Source organism: Paraburkholderia sp. SIMBA_053 (assembly GCF_046534895.1).
GTDB lineage: Bacteria > Pseudomonadota > Gammaproteobacteria > Burkholderiales > Burkholderiaceae > Paraburkholderia > Paraburkholderia caledonica.
On record NZ_JAWRXU010000021.1, the window covers coordinates 53,849 to 71,701 of the forward strand.

The following is a 17,853-nucleotide window of genomic DNA, read 5'->3' on the forward strand; positions in this document are numbered from 1 at the left end:
AGCGGGGAACTCCGAAGCGCACGGAGTCGACAACCCTCATAATGCGATCATTCGAAGCCACAAATTCGCGCCACAATGATCGACCTTCAAGCCCAAGCAAGCTCCTCGCCCCGCCTCACCAGCCTGTCGCACGGCGGCGGGTGCGGCTGCAAAATCGCCCCCGGCCTGCTCGCTGACCTGCTCAAACGCAGCGCGCCGCTGCCGTTCTTTCCAGACCTGCTAGTCGGCAACGATACCGCCGACGACGCCGCCGTCTACAAGCTGAACGACGAGCAGGCGATCGTCGCGACCACAGACTTCTTCATGCCGATCGTCGACGATCCGTTCGACTTCGGCCGCATTGCGGCGACCAACGCGCTCTCCGACGTCTATGCAATGGGCGGCAAACCGCTGATGGCGCTCGCCATCGTCGGAATGCCAATCAACGTGCTGCCGCACGACGTGATTGCGGCAGTGCTGAAGGGCGGCGAGTCGGTGTGTGCGGACGCCGGCATTCCGCTCGCGGGCGGACATTCGATCGACTCGGTCGAGCCCATCTACGGCCTCGTAGCAATCGGCGTGGTCGATCCGCGGCGCGTGAAGCGCAACGCGGGCGCGCAGGCTGGCGACGTGCTGATTCTCGGCAAACCGCTCGGCGTCGGCGTGCTTTCGGCTGCGCTGAAGAAAGACCGGCTCGACGCGAACGGCTACGCCGCCATGATCGGCGCGACGACCAAGCTCAACCGGCCGGGTGCGCAACTCGCCGGGCTCGACGGCGTGCACGCGCTCACCGACATCACGGGCTTCGGCCTGCTCGGCCATACGCTGGAACTGGCGCGCGGCTCGAAGCTCACCGCGCGCGTGCGTTACGCCGACCTGCCGTGGCTGCCGGGCGTAGTCGACTTTGCCGAAGCCGGCGTTTTCACGGGCGCCTCCGGTCGCAACTGGGATGCTTACGGTAAAGATATTTCGTTGCCGGCGACATTGCCGCCGAGCGCGCGCACCTTGCTCACGGACCCGCAAACCTCAGGCGGCCTGCTGGTTTCGTGTTCACCCGACGCTGTGAACGACGTGCTGGCGCTCTTTCACGCCGACGGTTTCGGCGACGCTCGCGTGATCGGCGAAATGGTTGCAGGCGAAGGGCGCGTAGAAGTGATCTGAAAGAAGGCGGCGGCTGACAAGGCGCGGTGAAAGGCTGCAGAAAGCCGCGCGCTGCCGCCAATCGCGCCGCATGCGATAATTTCGGTCTATCCGGCACCGCTTTGTCCGCTTTTCCTCCGTACGCCCTTGAAAAACCTACTCGTCAGCCTCGATCAAGCAGGTGATTTCGATGAAATCATCGACGTACGCACGCCTCTCGAGTTTGCCGAAGACCACATTCCGGGCGCGATGAACGCGCCGGTGCTCAGCAACGAGGAACGCGTGCTGGTCGGCACGATGTACAAGCAGGTGTCGCCGTTCGAAGCCACGAAGGTGGGCGCGGCGCTGGTGGCCCGCAATATCGCGCTTCATCTGGAAACGACGTTCGCCGACCGGCCGCGCAACTGGCGCCCGCTGGTTTATTGCTGGCGCGGCGGCAAACGCTCGGGCTCCGTCACCACGCTCTTCAACATGATCGGCTGGCCCGCGCGTCAGCTCGACGGCGGATACAAGACTTACCGGCGCGCAACCGTCGAGGCGCTCACCACGCTGCCGAGCCAATTCCGTTACGTCGCACTGGTCGGTCCGACCGGGAGCGGCAAGACGCGGCTCCTCGCCGCGCTCCACGAAGCAGGTGCGCAGACGCTGGACCTCGAAGCGCTCGCCGCGCATCGCGGCTCGCTGCTCGGCGCATGGGCTGGGGTCGCTCAGCCGTCGCAAAAAGGCTTTGATACCTTGCTCGTGAGCGCGCTGCGCAGCTTCGATCCCGCGCGCCCGGTGTTCGTTGAGGCGGAGAGCCGTCGCATTGGCGCAATCACGCTGCCGCTCGCTCTGCTCGACACGTTTCATCGCGGCGATTGTGTGGAAGTGGCGGCGAGCCGCGAAGACCGCTCGGCGTTTCTGCTTCACGACTACGCTCAACTGTTCGACGACCCCGAGTCGTTAAAGGCGCAGCTGGAACGTTTGATCGGCTTGCATAGCCGCGAACGCGTCGCCGGGTGGCAAAAACTCGTCGACGAAAACCGGCGCGCCGAACTCGCGAACGAGTTGATCGAACTCCACTACGATCCGGCATATGCGCGCAGCAGCCATCAGCATTTCACGCAATTGCCGCGGGCGCTGAAAATCAGTTTCCGGCCGAACGACACAGACGTCGTCGATCAGGCTAAAGCGCTCCTCGCGCAACTCGATAAGCGTTCAGTCGCGCTAGTCTGACCCAACCTTAACGTTACGAACAACATGCAATCAACCCTTCGGCAGCCCCGCGTCGCGCTTGGCTGGATCGTGTTTCTCGCGATCGCCGTCGTCGGACTCTTCTATGTGAAGTGGTTTCCGTATTACAACCGCGCGTTCGTCGCCGCGAGCCAGCATTCGATCGGCAAGTCGATCCTGATGGGTACGTCGGCGAGCGCGCCCGCCGCGTCGTGGCAGTCCGCAATCGACTACACGCTTGCCTACGGCAAGGCCATCTGGCAGGCAATGGTGCTGGGTCTGTTGCTCGGCTCTGCAGTGCAGGCGCTGATTCCTCCGCAATGGGTCACCCGCGCGCTCGGTCGCAGCGACTTCAGCAGCGTCGTGAAAGGCGGCCTGATGTCGTTGCCCGGCATGATGTGCACCTGCTGCGCGGCGCCGGTGGTGGCGGGACTGCGCGCGCGGCAGGCGGCGCCCGCAGCGGCAATCGCATTCTGGCTCGGCAATACGGCGCTCAATCCTGCCACGCTGATCTTCATGGGTTTCGTGCTCGGCTGGCAGTGGATGGGCTTGCGGCTCGCTCTCGGCCTGGTCATGGTGTTCGGCCTTGGCTATCTCGTGAACCGCATGGTGACGCCGAAGGAAGCCGAGGCGTCGCGCGAAGCCATCGCGCAACTGGTCACGACGGATGAACCGGGCACCGCATTTACGCGCTGGGTGAAAATACTCGGCACGATGACGCTGCGTCTCGTGCCCGAATACATCGTGCTGGTGCTGATTCTCGGCGCGGCACGCGCGTGGCTCTTTCCGCACGTTGGTCCGGACATCGACAACAGCGTGCTGTGGATCGTCGCGCTGTCCATCGCCGGCACGCTGTTCGTGATTCCGACGGCGGGCGAAGTGCCGATCATTCAGGCGATGCTGTCTTTCGGCATGGCAGCCGGGCCTGCGGGCGCGTTGCTGATGACGCTGCCGCTAATCAGCGTACCGTCTATGGCGATGCTGGGTCGCTCGTTTCCGAAGCGGGTCTTGACCGTCGTCGCGTTGGCCGTGGTCGCCTGCGGCATAGTGAGCGGCGTGCTCGCCGCGTCCCTGGGGTTCCGATGAAAAAGCTCGCGGCGTTTACGCTCGCGTCGTGGTCGGCTGCGGCGCTTCTCTACTTCGGCCAGCATTCGGTCGCGCTGATCGCGGTGACCGGCGTACTCGTGCTGGCGAGCTTCGACCTGCTTCGTCCTTGACGCGGGTTTAACAACGCGGGTTTAACAACGCGTGCTAGCGGCCATGCATAGACACGGCCGCGCCACACCGCGTCTAGTCGCGCTAACGTACCGTTGCTGCTGCAAGTGTCGTGCGACGGCGGGCGCTGATCAAAGCAGCGATGCCCGTACCAATTCCCAACGTCAGAAGACATGCAGTAGGTACCAGCATCGGCGCAATCTGGCTATGCGCCGCTTTGCCGACATAAGGCATCAGATTCTGCCCCGCGAAGCCGCCGAGATTCCCGATCGCATTGATCGCCGCGACACTCGCAGCCGCGCGTGCGCCCGAGAAAAAGCGCGGCGGCAGCGACCAGAAGCACGGATACAGTAACGGAATGCATGCTCCGCCCAGGCACAGCGCCGCAAAGCGCAGCGTTGGGGTGGGCAGCACGAGGCTCGACGCGAAGCCCACCACGCCGACCGCTGCAACAATGCTCATCGCCCTCAACACCACGCGCTCACGCTTGAGCTTGCCGGGAAGCCACAGCAACAGCAGCGTGGCGAGCGCCCACGGAATCATATTGAGCACGCCGTTAAGCGACGACGACACACCGTCGCTCTTGAGCAGCGTCGGCATCCAGTAGGTCACGCCGTACAGCGACGTCGACATCAGCATGTAGGTCAGCGCGAACATCAGCACCTTGGGATCGAGCAGCGCGGCCCACGGATGCGTCGCCTTGGCATCGCTCGCTGCCTCGCGCTTGAGCGCGGCGAGCACCACATCTTTTTCCTGTTGCGAGAGGAACGGTGCGTCGCTCACCGAATTCGGCAGATACTTCAGCGCGACAAATGCAACCACCACAGCCGGCAGGCCGGTCGCGATGAACACCCACTGCCAGCCGGCAAATCCCCATGTGCCGCCCAGCGTGAGTAACAGTCCGCCGATCAGCGAGCCGAGCATATTGGCGAGCGAACTGCCGAGCGTGAAGAAGCCAAGCACTTTCGTGCGATAGCTCTGCGGGAACCACTGCGTGAGGTAATAGATCACGCCCGGATAGAACCCTGCTTCAGCGACGCCCAACGCAAAGCGGAACGAATAAAACACCGGCAGCGAACGGGCAAACGCCATCAGCACCGTTACGATGCCCCACGTCATCATGATGCGGGCGAGCCATGCACGCGCGCCGAAGCGATGCAGCGCGAGCGTGCTGGGCACCTCGAACAGCAGATAGCCGATGAAGAACAGCGACGCGCCCAATCCGTACGACGCTTCGGTCATGCCGAGGTCGTGCACCATCTCCAGCTTGGCGAAGCCGACGTTCTGGCGGTCGATGAACGAAATCAGGAACATGACGATGAGTAGCGGCATTAACCGCCACGCCATCTTTTTCATGACCTGCTGCTCGAATGCTAATTGTGTGGACATGATTTCTCCGCTTGCCCGACTGCAAGGCAAATAAAAATTGATACAGTCATATATATGATTGTAGGAATTTCAGCCGGACGCCATGGGGTGATACCCGCATGACGGGCAACGCCACCTTGAGTAGGAAGCTGTGTTCGGCGGAAACAGGCGGGCTAACGCGGGTCTAGCGGATTTCGACCTGGTACTGGAATGTATCGGCCGCGCCACGCGTGCTGCGCCATTCGAACGGTGTGCCGGCGAAGTCGGAGGCGACGCGGTGAACCAGAATCACCGGGCTGCCGGTTTTCATGCCGAGCAGCGAAGCCGTTTCGGCGGTAGCCTGTTCTACGCGGAGAATTTCGGTCGCCGAGGCCACCATCTGCTTGCAGAGCCGTTCGTAGAGCGGGTACAGCAGGTCTTCGAATTTGTCGAGCGGCAACGCGGCAAGCGCTTCGAAACGCGCGCGCGGCAGCCAGATTTCCTCTGACAACACCGCCTGCCCTTCGATCATTCGCACGCGCGACAAGTGGATTGCCTTCTCCGAGGCCTTCATACGCAAAGCGTTGCGGATCTCTTCGCTGGGCTTCACCACCTCGCGCTTCAGGACGCGCGCGGTGGGACGCACCGGCTGGCCGTCGCGCGAGACAAAACGAAAGAAGCGGAACAGCGACGAGTCGAAGCGCGGCCGCCGCACGAACGTGCCTTTGCCTTGGGTGCGGGTGAGCACGCCGTCGCTGACCAGCAGGTCGATCGCCTTGCGCACGGTGCCGGTCGAAACGTTGTAGAACTGGCCTAGTTCCGCCTCGGTGGCGATGGCCTCTTCGGGCGCCCATTCGCCGGCGGCAATGCGGCTCACGAGGTCGTCGCGCAATTGCTGATAACGGGGCAGCCGGTCGTCCGGCCTGGACACGAAAGACGCCGTATTCATGGATTCATACAGTTATGCAGAGGAGTAACTACTGTACCGCATTGAATCGATCGAAAGCGAGCAAGGGTTATTACCCAATGACCCGCAATCCGATTGGGCGCAATATTCATACAGTCATATATATGAATCACCGGAACAGCAGGACGAACGGACGGAGATGGCTATGTTCAATTGGTATAGGCAGGGCACGCCTGTCGAGCGCAACACCTTCTGGGGGTGTTTCGCGGGATGGGGGCTGGACGCGCTCGACGTGCAGATGTTCACGCTTGCCATTCCAGCGATCATCGCGGCGTATGGCATCGACCACACGCAGGCGGGCGCGATCAGCGGTGTGACCCTGGTCTCGTCGGCGCTAGGCGGCTGGATTGCCGGCGCGCTGTCGGACCGCTTCGGCCGCGTGCGCACCTTGCAGATGACGATTCTCTGGTTCGCCGGCTTCACCTTCCTGTGCGCATTCGCCCAGAATTTCCCGCAGCTGTTGCTGCTCAAAGCGCTGCAAGGCTTTGGATTCGGCGGCGAATGGGCTGCCGGTGCTGTGCTCATGGCGGAGACGATCCGCACCGAACATCGCGGCAAGGCAATGGGCGCGGTGCAAAGCGCGTGGGCCGTGGGTTGGGGCGCCGCGGTGCTGGTCTACGCAGCCGTATTCTCATGGCTTCCCTCTGACACCGCCTGGCGCGTGATGTTCGCAGTCGGCCTGCTGCCCGCCGGCCTCGTGCTATTCGTGCGGCGCAATCTGAAAGAGCCGGTGCGCATTGAGCCCGCCGGCGCGAGAGTCGGCCCCAAGGTCTCAGCGTTCGGTCAGATCCTGCAAGTGTTTCAGCCTCGCGTGCTTCGAACCACGATCATCGGTGCGGTGCTCGGCACGGGTGCTCACGGCGGCTACTACGCGATCATGACGTGGCTGCCCACGTTTCTCGCGAAGGAAAGGCATCTGTCGGTGTTGAATACCGGCGGTTACCTCGCCGTCGTGATCGTCGCGTTCTGGTGCGGCTGCATGCTGAGCGCGTACCTGCTCGATCGGATCGGCCGGCGTCGCAACATCGCGTTATTCGCTTTCTGCTGCATCGTCACCGTGCTCGCATACGTCATGTTGCCGTTGACGAATATGCAGATGCTCGTGCTTGGCTTCCCGCTCGGTCTCTTTGCCGCCGGCATTCCGGCAAGCCTCGGCCCGCTCTTCAACGAACTCTATCCCGCCGACATGCGTGGCACCGGCGTCGGCTTCTGCTACAACTTCGGGCGCATTGCATCCGCAGGCTTTCCGGTTCTGGTCGGCTACATGAGCCATTCGATGTCGCTCGGCGCGGCCATCGGCATCGACGCAGCCATTGCCTACGGGCTTGCGATGACCGCGGTACTACTGCTTCCGGAAACGCGCGGCAAGCGTCTGCGCGATACCGCGCCGGAGCAGGCCGCAGATGCCGCCGATGCAGCCGATGCAGCGCGCCTCAACCTGAACTCTCCGCGCAGTTGAATATGAACGCACACGCATCCTTACCGTCGTTTGCACACGGTGGCGTCGACACCCACGCACACGTTTTCGAGCAGGGCTTGCCGTTGACCGGCGATCGCCGCTACGCGCCCGCCTACGACGCAACGCTCGACGACTATCTGCCGCTGCTGAACGCGCATGGAATGACGCATGCGGTGCTCGTGCAGCCGAGCTTTCTCGGCACCGACAATCGCTATCTGTTGCAAGCGTTATCCGCCGACACCGAGCGTTTGCGCGGCGTTGCTGTCGTTGCGCCGGACATAAGCGCGAAGGAGCTTGATGATCTGCATAGGCATTGCGTAACGGGCGTTCGGCTTAACCTTATCGAGCAGCCGCTGCCGGATTTGCGCGCACGACCGTGGACGTCGTTGCTGGACCACGTTGCGCGACTGGATTGGCATGTCGAGTTGCACAGAAATGCAGCCGATCTGGCACCGCTGATCGACCAGCTTCTGGAGCGCGGCGTGCGAGTCGTCGTCGATCACTTCGGCCGGCCCGATCCGGCATTCGGCACACAGGACCAGGGTTTCAAAGCGCTGCTCGGCTATGGCATGACGGGGCGGGTGTGGGTAAAGCTGTCGGGCGCATATCGCTGTACCGCACCGGACTCTGCGTTCGTTGCAGACGCGACACGGCAATTAATCGAGCAGTTTGGGCCGGACCGTTTGATGTGGGGCAGCGACTGGCCGCACACACAATACGAAGCGGTGACGAGTTATGGTGACACCTTGTCGACGCTGCTCGACGCCGGTCTCGATTCGACCGCTCTCGGCGCGATTTTGCGCACCACTGCTCGTTCGTTCTATGGATTTGACGTTGAGTCTGTCGAGAATGCGTCCGCAACGACAACTGCCGTGCAACGCGCGACGTACTGAATGCAGAGAGAGGAAAGCGAGGAGTTACAGCGACTGTTTTGACAGGACAGTGGACGAAAGCGGAGCCGCTTTCGTCCACCTCACTGATGCGTTGGTAGGCTCGATTGGATTCGAACCAACGACCCCCACCATGTCAAGGTGGTGCTCTAACCAACTGAGCTACGAGCCTGTAGAGGCGCGAATTATAGAGAGTCTGTCGAAACTGTACAAGAGTCAGACGGCATTCTTGTTGTCGACGCTCGCGCCACGCATTACGATGCGCTCCATTCGGCATCTGCATCAAGTGGAAAGACCGGGCGCCGGATATTCTGGAAAGCGAACAGGCCGTAGTCCGAACTCGTCACGCCCCGGCTATCGCACTCCACCAGCCCGGCGGAGATCGGCACGAAAACCGGACGGCAATACATGCGCGATTTGAGTAGCAGGAAACGCGCGCGACGCGGGTCGATGCCAACGCTTTCGAACACGCCCAGGTCCCACGGCTCATGCGTGTGTTCGGTCACGACCAGTTTCACCGTGCCCGTATCGAGAACCGCGGCGCGTCCCATGTGGGCTCGCTGACCGGTGTAAGTCGGCCCGCTGATCACATATTCGCCGTCGGTCAAGGCGCGCACCACACCGGTCATAGCAACGGGCGCGCGCGGCGTCACCGCACTGCTTCCAACCTTGTTGCCGATCGTGATGGTCACCGTGCTTCCGACGCCCGCAGCCATCAATGCGGCCACCGCCTGCGGATCGCACAACGGCCCGGTGACGATGCCTTCCAGATTCTGCCGGAGCGCTTCTTCGAGCAGATCCATCGTGTCGCACGTGCCGCCCGACATGCAGTTGTCGCCATGATCCAGCAGAAGCACCGGCTTGTCGGCGTCTTTTGCGAGAGCAGCGGCTTGCGCAACCGATTCGGCGAGCGGCGCGCTGCGATAGACGAACTCCTCGCGCTCGTTCCAGATTTGTTGCGCGATTCGCTCGGCCACTGCCTCCGCTTCCGCGCGATCGCCATTGCCGACAACCACGACGCTGATACACGGCGCAGCGATATCCGCGAGCGAGAAACCGGACAACACTGAGACCGCGAGCATGCCGTCGGCCTCGGCGGCGCGCGCCGCGTCGACAGCACGCTTCATCGCGCCTTCAGCGGTCGCGCTGCGCAACGTGTGCGTGAGCAGAGGCGGCTGGCGCCATGCGATCACCGGCTTCGCCTTGTCATGTATCAGATCAAACAGCAGACGCGCCGCGTGGGCGCCGGTTTCATACATATCGACGTGCGGATAGGTCTTGAAGCTGACGATTACGTCCGCGTTGTCGATCATTTTCTGCGTGACATTGCCGTGCAGATCGAGGGCGACGGCGATCGGGGCGTTGGGCAATGCCGCGCGCACGCGTTCGAGGAGATCGCCTTCGCCGTCATTCGAATTTTCCGCGACCATTGCGCCGTGCAGGTCTAGCATCACTGCATCGCATCCGCTCGCGGCTGCCAGGATTGCGTCGCAGATTGCGTCGTATGCGGCCGCTTCGACGGGCCCGCTCGGGTTGGCCGCCGCCGACACCGGCGTAACGATCTGCGCGCCTTCGCGTGCAGCGGCGTCGATGAACGCGGCCATTGCGGTCTGCATGCCCTTGTTGTCGTTGAACGCGTCGTCGTTGAAGCTCGGGCCGGCGTTCGCACCGTTCTGGCCGAAAGCGGACAACGGCGTCGGCACCGGCGAGAACGTGTTGGTCTCGTGATTCATCCGCGCGATGAGGATTTTCATACGTTCGAACCCTCCGACATCCGCGCTGTCTGGACAACTTGCGCCGCTCGCAACATCGCGTGCAGCAACACGTTGCAGCCGGCCTCCAGATGATCCGCGCGCGCGTCTTCGATTTCGTTGTGGCTGATACCGTCCTTGCAGGGCACGAAGATCATCGCGGCAGGCGCGACGCGCGCGAGATACACGGCGTCATGGCCGGCACCGCTGATCACGTCCATTGACGAGAGGCCCAGCATCTCCGCGCCGTGTTTGACGGCGGCCACCAGTTCCGCTGCGAACGGTTGCGGCGCGAAGTACACGACCGGCTCGACATCTACCGCGATGCCCGCTTTTTCGCTCGCGACCGTGCAGGCGTCGCGCAGTGCGCTGTCCATTGCGGTCAGCGTGGTGTCGTCGGCGGCGCGCAGATCGACCGTCAATTTGACGCGGCCCGGAATCACGTTGCGTGAGTTCGGATGCACGTCGACCCAGCCTACCGTGCCGCGCCCATGCGGCGCATGGTCGAGCGCAATACGGTTCACGGCGTGAATGAGGTCGGCGGCAACGAGTAGCGCATCGCGGCGCAATTCCATCGGCGTCGGTCCTGCGTGCGCCTCCATGCCGTGCACGGTCACGTCGTACCAGCGTTGACCGAGTGCGCCTTGCACGATGCCGATAGTTTTATCGTTTGCTTCCAGCACCGGGCCCTGCTCAATATGTGCTTCGAAATACGCACCAACAGTATGCGGTTTCGTGTTTTCGCCAACGTAGCCGATTGCTGTCAGTGCGTCGCGCACGGACACGCCGTCCCGATCCTGCTGCGCAAGCGCATGTTCGAGCGTGAAAGCGCCTGCAAACACGCCTGAGCCCATCATCACGGGAACGAAGCGCGAACCTTCCTCGTTGGTCCAGACCGCGACCTCGATCGGCGCGAGCGTTGTGACGTTTGCATCGGCCAGCGTGCGCAGCACTTCGATGCCAGCGAGCACGCCGTAGTTGCCGTCGAACTTGCCGCCGGTCGGCTGCGTGTCGATATGGCTGCCGGTCATCACCGGAGGCAGATCGTCACGCAAACCGGCGCGGCGCGCAAAAATGTTGCCGATCGCGTCGATGCGAACCGTGCAGCCTGTTTCCTTCGCCCAACTAACGACCTGATCGCGTGCTATGCGATCCAGTTCGGTTAGCGCGAGCCGACAGACCCCGCCCTTCTCGGTCGCTCCAATTTTCGCGAGCTGCATGAGACTGTTCCAAAGCCGTTCGCCATCGACGCGCAAACGACTCACTGCCTCGGTAGCCTGCGATTCATGAACTTGCATCAGTGCTTCCTCATAGTGAAGTCGGCGCGGACTCAGACAACGCCGACGCCCAGATAGCGGTCCTTGATCGAGTCGTCGGCGGCGAACGACGCATTGTCGCCCGAATAAACGATCACGCCCTGTTCGATGATGTAATGACGATCCGCGAGTTGCGTGCAGACTTCGAGGTTCTGCTCAACGAGCAAGATCGCCACACCTGCCTCGCGAATGAGTTTGAGTTGCGCGACGATTTCTTCGACGATCACCGGCGCGAGGCCCTCTACCGGCTCATCGAGCATCAGAAGACGCGGATGATTCATCAGCGCCCGGCCAACCGCTAACATCTGCTGTTCACCGCCGGACAGTTGTCCGCCGCCGTTCGTGCGTCGCTCTTTCAGCCGCGGAAAAATGCGGTAGATGTCGTCGAGTTGCCACGGTGAATCTTTGCGCGCGCCGAGCCGCAAGTTCTCTTCCACGGTGAGCAACCGGAAAATACCGCGGTGTTCGGGCACGAAACACACACCACGCGAGGCGATTTTATGCGGCTGCAGCCCGCTAATGGTCGCGCCGTTGAACGCCACGCTGCCGTTCTTCGGCGCGACGACGCCCGCGATCGCTTTGAGCGTGGTGGATTTTCCTGCGCCGTTGCGGCCCAGCAGCGTGACCGTCTCACCTTCTGCGATCTGCAACGAAACGCCTTGCAGGATGTGACTTTTGCCGTAGAAGCCGTGAATCTGCTGCACGTCGAGAATCATGCGCGGCCTCCGGTAATCATGTTGCCGAGATAGGCGCTGCGCACGCGCTCATCGCCGCGAATTTCGTCGGGCCGCCCTTCCACCAGCACGCGCCCTTGTTGCATGACGGTGATCGTGTCGGAGATGTCCATTACGATGCCCATGTTGTGCTCGATCAGGACGACGGTGTAGTCCTCGCGCAGGCCGCGAATCAGTTGCTTCATGTCGTCGAGATCGTCGATACCCATGCCCGACGTCGGCTCGTCGAGAAAGATCGCCTTGGGACGCGCCGCGAGTGCCATGCCGACTTCGAGCCGCCGCTGCTGACCGTGCGACAGAGCGCCTGCCGACACTTTGCTGAAACGCTGCAACGCGAGGCGTTCGAGTATGTCGTCGACGGTTTCAGTGTGAGCCAGTGCACCGCGCGGCGGCGACCATGCATTGAGCGCACGCACGGAATCGACACCTTGCGCAGCGAGCCGCAAGTTTTCCTGCACGCTCAGATTGGCGAACAGACTCGTCACCTGGAACGATCTCGCGACGCCGCGACGCACACGCTTGTGATCGGGCTCGTGCGTCACGTCGTGTCCATCGAACACAATCGTTCCCGCGGTGATCGGCAGAGTGCCGGTGAGCACATGGAAAAGCGTAGTCTTGCCGGCGCCATTCGGACCGATTACGGAGTGCACGGTGCGCGGCATGATGCTTAGGTTGACCTCGGAGAGCGCCGTGAATTTACCGTAGCGTTTCACGAGGCCGCTTGCGTTCAGAATGGCCTCGCTCATGCGCGCTCCTTTGCGGTGTCGTCGGCTGCTGCGTCTGCATCGGCTTTTTCATTTCGGCGCAGCGCGTGCCAGATGCGCTCGCCGAGTCCCCATAGACCGCGCTGCATGTACAGGCTCACCGCCATCAGCACGATGCCGAGCAACAGCAGCCAGCGCGGCCACAACGTCGACAGCCAGTCGGCGAACAGCACATAGAAAGCGGCACCCAGCACGGACGCGAAGAGATTGCCGGTGCCGCCGATCACGGTCATCACGAGGATCATCTCGCTCGTGTGGTAGTCGATGTTGGAAAGCGGCGCGATGCCGGTCATCAACGCATGCAGTGCGCCCGCGAGTCCGGTTACGGCACCGGAGATGACGAACGCCATCAGCTTGAAACGCTTGACGTCGTAGCCGACGGCGGCGGCGCGTGCTTCGTTGTCGCGGATCGCAAGCAGCGTGCGGCCGAATACCGAGTGCGAGACGCGCATCAACAGCCAGAACACGACGAGAAAAAGTACCGCCACGAATCCGTAGTACTGCCACGGGGAAGCGAGCGGAATCAGCGCTTTGCCAGGCAACCCGAGCGCCGGCCGCGGAATGTCGAGCAGTCCGTTGTCGCCGCCGGTCAGGTCCGGCGTGGTGTAGGCGAGGAAGTAGAACAGTTGTCCGAATGCGAGCGTCAGCATCACGAAGTATGTGCCGCGCTGTCGAATCGAAAACCATCCGACCAATGCGGCCGCTATCGCGCCGGCCGCGATTGCCGCCAGCAGCGCGACGGGCACCGGCAACGCGGCCCTGGTCAGCACGAGCCCCGCGCTATAGCTGCCGAGTCCGAAGAAAATGCCCTGCCCGAACGACAGCAGTCCCGTGTGGCCGAGCAGAAGATTGCAGCCCAATGCGGCGAGCGCGAATACGAGCACTTCTGTCGCGAGCGAGCCGGAGCGCAACGTCAGCGGCAAGATGCACACGACGAGCAGCGCGAGCAACAGGAACCGATAGCGATGCAGCGCGTGTCGCAGAACGGGCTGCGATGCACGCGTAACTGCTTTAGTGTCGGCGGCTTTGGAAGTATCGATCATGCGGCTCTCCCAAGCAGGCCATTGGGCCGCAGCAGAAGAACGGCCGCCATCGCGACGTAGATCATCAAGCGCGCGCCTTCGGGCCACAGCGTGCTCATGACGCTCTGCACGATGCCGACCAGCAGGCCACCGACCAGCGCGCCCAGAAAATTGCCCATGCCACCCACCACCACGACGACGAACGCGACGCCGAGCGCCTCGATACCCATGAAAGGATCGACGCCGCGAATCGGCGCGGCGAGCACGCCGGCGAGCGCGGCGGTTGCGGCACCGAGCGCGAACACGAGGCTGAACACCCGCAATACGTTGATGCCGAGCAGCGAGACCATCTCCGTCGATTCGCTGCCGGCGCGCACCGCGCTGCCGAGGCGCGTGCCCTCGAGCACCCACCAGAGCAACGCCGCGAGCACTGCAGTGAAGCCGATCACGAACAGGCGGTACTTGGGATAGACAAAACTGCCCCAGATCACCACGCCGTTCAGCATGTCGGGAACGGCCACGTTGTCACCGAGCGGCCCCCACACGAGAATCGCGCATTCCTGCACGACGAGGGCGAGGCCTACCGTCACGAGAATATGGAACTCGTGCTGCTGCGCGTAGACGTGCCGCAAAATCAGTTTTTCGACGACCCATGCCAAGGCGCCGACCGCAATCGGCACGACGATCAATGCTGTCCAGAAGCTCATCGACCACTGCATCGCCTGATAGCAGAAGTAGGCGCCGAGCAGATAGAAGGCGCCGTGCGCGAAGTTCACGAAGCGCAAGAGGCCAAACACAATCGACAAGCCGACCGCGAGCAGGAAATACAACATCCCGACCCCGATGCCGTTGACGATCTGCAGGAGATAAACGTTCATGGCGTCCGTGTGAGGAATTGGCGAAATTCACTGCGTGTGCTTGTGCGTGCGCTCCGTGCTCTCCTGCGCTCGCACGTGTACGTGCTGCGGTGCGCGAGGCACCGCGGCGCCCGCGCGAATCACGCCAGCTTGCAACCGGTCTTGTCGAGCGGCAGAAACGATTGTCCTGAACTGACGATATCCGCGTAGTCGTCGGCGTTTTTCATCTTGCTCTTCGCCTTGCCCTTTAACAGATAATAGTTCTTCAGCACCTGATGATCGCCCTTGCGAACCTCTTCAGGTCCTGTCAAACCATCGTATTTCATGCCTTCGAGCGCGGCGACCACTTTTTTCGGATCGACGTTGCCGGCCTTCACAATGCCGTCCAGCAGAATCTTCGTGCAGATGTACGAGCCGGCCAGGCTGTAGTTCGGATTCGTCTTGAAGGCCGCCTGCGTGCGTTTGACGAGATCGCGGTTGAGCGGCGAGTCGATTGCGTGCCAGTACTGCGCACCGAAATACACGCCGTCGCACAGGTCGGCACCGAGCGATTCGAACTGCTCGAGACCCGAAGCCCACGCGAGCAGAATCGTGCAGTTGTTCTTCATGCCGAAGCTGACCGCCTGGCGCAGCGTGTCGGAAGATTGCGAACCGAAGTTGAGGATGAGCAACACGTCCGGCTTGGCGGCGACTGCGTTCGTCAAATAACCGCTGAACTCTTTTTCGTTCAGCGAGTGATAACTGTTGCCCACATGCTCGATGCCCTTCTCCTTGAAGACGGCTTTTGCGGCGGACAACAAGCCGTCGCCGAATACGTATTGCGGCGTGATCGTGTACCAGCGTTTGGCCTTCGGCATCATCTGGATCAGCGGACGCACAGTCTGTTCAATTGCGCCATACGTGGGCACCGACCAGCGGAAGGTCGCATCGTTGCAGTCTTTCCCCGTGATTTCGTCCGCACCCGCTGTGGTGATGAAGACGCCGCCGGCTTTCTGGACTTCCTTGCCCATCGCCAATGATTCGGACGACAAAATACCGCCAGCAAAGAATCGAGCATTCTTCTGTTGCGCGATTTCCTGAACGCGGCGTACTGCTGTTGCCGGCTTGCCTTCCGTGTCGAGCACCGAATAGGCGAGCGGTTCGCCGAGAACCTTGCCATATTGTTCGATGGCGAGCTTCATACCAAGGTCTGCATACTTCCCGTTGGCGGCGAACGCGCCCGACATCGGCACCGGACAAGCGAACTGCACGCTGCCTGCCTGTGCGAAGGCGCTGCGCGCGACGAGCGACCCCAGCGAGCCCGGAACGGCCGACAATGCGGCCAGCTTCAACATATTTCGGCGATTCAAAATGACGCTCCTTGGAAGAGACACGCACTGAACGACTGCGAAAGCTTGCTGGCCACGGTGAACTTTCCACCACGTCGGCTTTGTTCTATTTATCATGATAAATAGGTTGAATCCGATCGTAGGTACAATAAATTCCGGTGTCAATAAGGCAAAATTCCTGGCGGCAGCAAGGCAGCTTTGCTTGCAACGTAGTGGGCGCCGGCGGAACGTCGATGGTGCAGTACACAAATGGGAGCATGAAGATGGCCATGGATCGAACCAAGGCTGGCGCAGCGATTGAGATCAAGCAGCAGAAGCGCGGCGATCTGGTCGCGGAGGAAATCAAGCGACTGATCACGGAAAAGGACCTGAAGCCGGGCGATCGCCTTCCACGCGAGGTCGAGTTGCAGCAACTCTTCTCGGTGAGCAAAAGCACGATCCGCGAGGCGCTGAAGTCGCTTGAAGTTCAAGGGCTCATCAAGGTGACGACCGGCCCTGCCGGCGGCGGCATGGTGGTGGAGGTGCCGCTCGATCGGACGTTGCAGCTTCTGCAGAACTATCTGTTCTTCAAGGACGTTTCGATCGACGACATTTACACCGTGCGCAAACTGCTCGAGCCGGAACTTGCGGCAGGCGCGGTCCCGCACCTGACAGAACAGGATTTCGAAGCGCTGGAGGCGAGCATTGCTTGCTGCGATCGGCCGGCTTCGGCGCACGGCGGGCAGGACATCGTCCGGCAGCGCCAGGAGGACGTGAACTTCCACGACATTCTGGCGGCGGCTAACCCGAATCCGTTTTTGCGTTTCAGCTGCGAGCTGATCAACGAGATGATCCGGCAGCTCATCGAGTTTCGTAACGATACGCCGCAGGCCGAGCACGAGCGGTTCGGCCAGGCCAACGTGAAGATTCATAAGGCGATCACGAAAGCGGCGCGCGAGCGTGACGTCGACAAAGTGCGCGAGCTGATGACGGTCCATATGACCGAGGCGCCGCGATACGTGAAACGGATGAAAGGGAAGCTGCGCGGGAGACTTATTCTCGACTCGGAGATCCGCCGCCGGGTGCGGGCGCGAAGTGCTGGTCCGGTGGAGGCGGAGGGAGATGGGGAGTGATGGGGGAGTGATGGGGTGGGGGCGGTGCCTAGAGAAGTCGGCGCCTAACGACAAGAGGGCTCAACTTTTTGACGCGCGCGCCGTTATTGCATCTGCACAGCACGTTCACTGGACCTTCATGGCACAACCTATTCCGTTCTCCCGAAACACCGGCGCGGCACGCGCCAGGCATGCCAAGGCGATGCTGCTGCCGATGGCACGCCAAACCGCGGACGATCTCGCGCTGCGCGTGCATCTGGCGCTAGACGCGTTGCGACGAGGCGACGGCGGGATAAGCGATGCTCAGACACTGACGCAAGTAATGCTGCTGACGGGTTTTCTGGCCGAATCGGGTTTCGGCTCCGCGACTGGCGAGCAACTCGGCGAGGCCGAGCGTGCGATAGCCAGGGTATTCGACACCGGACGAGATACCGGCAGATGGATGCTCGATGAGAACGGATTCGCGATATTTGCACAGATCGCTACCAACTACGACCAGCAATTACACCGCGCTCCGCTTTGGGCAGTTACCGAGGTCAGCGAGCGGCTGGACCGTTTTACCGCGGGGCTGCCGGATCAATTTGCGACGCGAAAGAGGGCTTAGTTGTCGCCCGATTACCGGAGTACTGAATAGCCGAGAATCGCTTCAAGCCGTATTCGTCCGATGACGACAGCGATTTGTTTGCTTGGCTGTTTTACCGCCGGTAAACGCAGAAACCCCACCTTTTGTGGGGTGGGGTTTCTGATGCTGCTGGGGAGCCTGACGATTACCTACTTTCAC

The 17,853-nt window shown here is 61.9% G+C and carries 17 protein-coding genes and 1 tRNA gene; 8 read left to right on the plus strand and 10 right to left on the minus strand.

Translation table 11 applies throughout. The features are described from left to right. Positions 1 to 75: 75 nt before the first annotated feature. From selD to SB753_RS32875, 4 genes are all read left to right on the plus strand, one after another. On the plus strand, positions 76 to 1,140 hold the full coding sequence (gene selD, locus SB753_RS32860) for a selenide, water dikinase SelD (protein WP_204523123.1): 1,065 nt from the start codon (positions 76 to 78) through the stop codon (positions 1,138 to 1,140). 126 nt (positions 1,141 to 1,266) lie between these two features. Continuing rightward, positions 1,267 to 2,334: a tRNA 2-selenouridine(34) synthase MnmH gene (gene mnmH, locus SB753_RS32865; RefSeq protein ID WP_410804073.1), complete on the plus strand. Its 1,068-nt coding sequence runs from the start codon at positions 1,267 to 1,269 to the stop codon at positions 2,332 to 2,334. Positions 2,335 to 2,358: 24 nt separating this feature from the next. Continuing rightward, complete coding sequence (locus SB753_RS32870; protein ID WP_410804075.1) at positions 2,359 to 3,417, plus strand: permease; 1,059 nt, start codon at positions 2,359 to 2,361, stop codon at positions 3,415 to 3,417. Further along, complete coding sequence (locus tag SB753_RS32875) at positions 3,414 to 3,548, plus strand: hypothetical protein (RefSeq protein WP_020071366.1); 135 nt, start codon at positions 3,414 to 3,416, stop codon at positions 3,546 to 3,548. The genes SB753_RS32870 and SB753_RS32875 overlap by 4 nt, the downstream gene beginning before the upstream one ends. Before the next feature lie 82 nt (positions 3,549 to 3,630). Here the strand turns inward: SB753_RS32875 and SB753_RS32880 are convergent, their stop codons facing one another. Then, positions 3,631 to 4,935 carry an MFS transporter gene (locus SB753_RS32880; protein ID WP_410804077.1) on the minus strand — a complete coding sequence of 435 codons (1,305 nt, stop codon included), beginning with the start codon at positions 4,933 to 4,935 and terminating at the stop codon, positions 3,631 to 3,633. A 163-nt stretch (positions 4,936 to 5,098) separates the two neighbouring features. Continuing rightward, entirely contained in the window at positions 5,099 to 5,842 is a 744-nt protein-coding gene (locus tag SB753_RS32885; RefSeq protein WP_020071368.1) for a GntR family transcriptional regulator, read from the minus strand. A 163-nt stretch (positions 5,843 to 6,005) separates the two neighbouring features. Here SB753_RS32885 and SB753_RS32890 point away from each other — a divergent pair, with 163 nt between their 5' ends. After that, on the plus strand, positions 6,006 to 7,319 hold the full coding sequence (locus tag SB753_RS32890) for an MFS transporter (RefSeq protein ID WP_410804080.1): 1,314 nt from the start codon (positions 6,006 to 6,008) through the stop codon (positions 7,317 to 7,319). A 2-nt stretch (positions 7,320 to 7,321) separates the two neighbouring features. Continuing rightward, on the plus strand, positions 7,322 to 8,212 hold the full coding sequence (locus tag SB753_RS32895) for an amidohydrolase family protein (protein ID WP_410804082.1): 891 nt from the start codon (positions 7,322 to 7,324) through the stop codon (positions 8,210 to 8,212). 92 nt (positions 8,213 to 8,304) lie between these two features. On the opposite strand, the gene SB753_RS32900 is transcribed toward SB753_RS32895, so the two are convergent. The 8 genes from SB753_RS32900 to SB753_RS32935 all read right to left on the minus strand — a co-directional run bounded on the left by SB753_RS32900 (position 8,305) and on the right by SB753_RS32935 (position 16,002). Next, positions 8,305 to 8,381 (minus strand) — tRNA-Val (locus SB753_RS32900). An 82-nt stretch (positions 8,382 to 8,463) separates the two neighbouring features. Further along, entirely contained in the window at positions 8,464 to 9,963 is a 1,500-nt protein-coding gene (locus tag SB753_RS32905; RefSeq protein WP_410804084.1) for a M81 family metallopeptidase, read from the minus strand. Then, a complete protein-coding gene (locus SB753_RS32910) occupies positions 9,960 to 11,258 on the minus strand; it encodes a Zn-dependent hydrolase (protein WP_410804086.1) in 1,299 nt (432 codons plus the stop codon). The genes SB753_RS32905 and SB753_RS32910 overlap by 4 nt, the downstream gene beginning before the upstream one ends. A 32-nt stretch (positions 11,259 to 11,290) precedes the next feature. Next, positions 11,291 to 11,992 (minus strand): ABC transporter ATP-binding protein, encoded by a 702-nt coding sequence (locus SB753_RS32915; protein WP_310068633.1) that lies wholly within the window; start codon positions 11,990 to 11,992, stop codon positions 11,291 to 11,293. Beyond that, positions 11,989 to 12,756, minus strand: a complete 768-nt coding sequence (locus SB753_RS32920) for an ABC transporter ATP-binding protein (protein ID WP_020071374.1) — start codon at positions 12,754 to 12,756, stop codon at positions 11,989 to 11,991. The genes SB753_RS32915 and SB753_RS32920 overlap by 4 nt, the downstream gene beginning before the upstream one ends. Then, positions 12,753 to 13,817: a branched-chain amino acid ABC transporter permease gene (locus SB753_RS32925; RefSeq protein ID WP_410804088.1), complete on the minus strand. Its 1,065-nt coding sequence runs from the start codon at positions 13,815 to 13,817 to the stop codon at positions 12,753 to 12,755. Before SB753_RS32925 ends, SB753_RS32920 begins: the two co-directional genes overlap by 4 nt. Then, positions 13,814 to 14,674, minus strand: coding sequence for a branched-chain amino acid ABC transporter permease (locus tag SB753_RS32930; protein WP_027780285.1), 861 nt, complete (start codon positions 14,672 to 14,674; stop codon positions 13,814 to 13,816). Before SB753_RS32930 ends, SB753_RS32925 begins: the two co-directional genes overlap by 4 nt. A gap of 119 nt (positions 14,675 to 14,793) precedes the next feature. Further along, positions 14,794 to 16,002, minus strand: a complete 1,209-nt coding sequence (locus tag SB753_RS32935; protein WP_087752980.1) for an ABC transporter substrate-binding protein — start codon at positions 16,000 to 16,002, stop codon at positions 14,794 to 14,796. Between the two features lie 242 nt (positions 16,003 to 16,244). Between SB753_RS32935 and SB753_RS32940 the strand changes: the two genes are divergently transcribed. Together SB753_RS32940 and SB753_RS32945 are read left to right on the plus strand one after the other, a co-directional pair. Then, positions 16,245 to 17,093: a FadR/GntR family transcriptional regulator gene (locus tag SB753_RS32940; protein ID WP_027805146.1), complete on the plus strand. Its 849-nt coding sequence runs from the start codon at positions 16,245 to 16,247 to the stop codon at positions 17,091 to 17,093. Positions 17,094 to 17,211: 118 nt separating this feature from the next. Further along, complete coding sequence (locus SB753_RS32945; protein WP_087753028.1) at positions 17,212 to 17,676, plus strand: hypothetical protein; 465 nt, start codon at positions 17,212 to 17,214, stop codon at positions 17,674 to 17,676. Positions 17,677 to 17,853 lie beyond the last annotated feature (177 nt).

Bases quoted from the DNA above. Each gene is read 5' to 3' on its own strand.
- SB753_RS32905 (WP_410804084.1), bottom strand. From the start codon at position 9,963: ATGAAAATCCTCATCGCGCGGATGAATCACGAGACCAACACGTTCTCG.
- SB753_RS32940 (WP_027805146.1), top strand. From the start codon at position 16,245: ATGGCCATGGATCGAACCAAGGCTGGCGCAGCGATTGAGATCAAGCAG.
- SB753_RS32925 (WP_410804088.1), bottom strand. From the start codon at position 13,817: ATGATCGATACTTCCAAAGCCGCCGACACTAAAGCAGTTACGCGTGCA.
- SB753_RS32880 (WP_410804077.1), bottom strand. From the start codon at position 4,935: ATGTCCACACAATTAGCATTCGAGCAGCAGGTCATGAAAAAGATGGCG.
- SB753_RS32890 (WP_410804080.1), top strand. From the start codon at position 6,006: ATGTTCAATTGGTATAGGCAGGGCACGCCTGTCGAGCGCAACACCTTC.
- SB753_RS32885 (WP_020071368.1), bottom strand. From the start codon at position 5,842: ATGAATACGGCGTCTTTCGTGTCCAGGCCGGACGACCGGCTGCCCCGT.
- selD (WP_204523123.1), top strand. From the start codon at position 76: ATGATCGACCTTCAAGCCCAAGCAAGCTCCTCGCCCCGCCTCACCAGC.
- SB753_RS32930 (WP_027780285.1), bottom strand. From the start codon at position 14,674: ATGAACGTTTATCTCCTGCAGATCGTCAACGGCATCGGGGTCGGGATG.
- SB753_RS32870 (WP_410804075.1), top strand. From the start codon at position 2,359: ATGCAATCAACCCTTCGGCAGCCCCGCGTCGCGCTTGGCTGGATCGTG.
- SB753_RS32920 (WP_020071374.1), bottom strand. From the start codon at position 12,756: ATGAGCGAGGCCATTCTGAACGCAAGCGGCCTCGTGAAACGCTACGGT.
- SB753_RS32910 (WP_410804086.1), bottom strand. From the start codon at position 11,258: ATGCAAGTTCATGAATCGCAGGCTACCGAGGCAGTGAGTCGTTTGCGC.
- SB753_RS32945 (WP_087753028.1), top strand. From the start codon at position 17,212: ATGGCACAACCTATTCCGTTCTCCCGAAACACCGGCGCGGCACGCGCC.
- SB753_RS32895 (WP_410804082.1), top strand. From the start codon at position 7,322: ATGAACGCACACGCATCCTTACCGTCGTTTGCACACGGTGGCGTCGAC.
- SB753_RS32875 (WP_020071366.1), top strand. From the start codon at position 3,414: ATGAAAAAGCTCGCGGCGTTTACGCTCGCGTCGTGGTCGGCTGCGGCG.
- SB753_RS32915 (WP_310068633.1), bottom strand. From the start codon at position 11,992: ATGATTCTCGACGTGCAGCAGATTCACGGCTTCTACGGCAAAAGTCAC.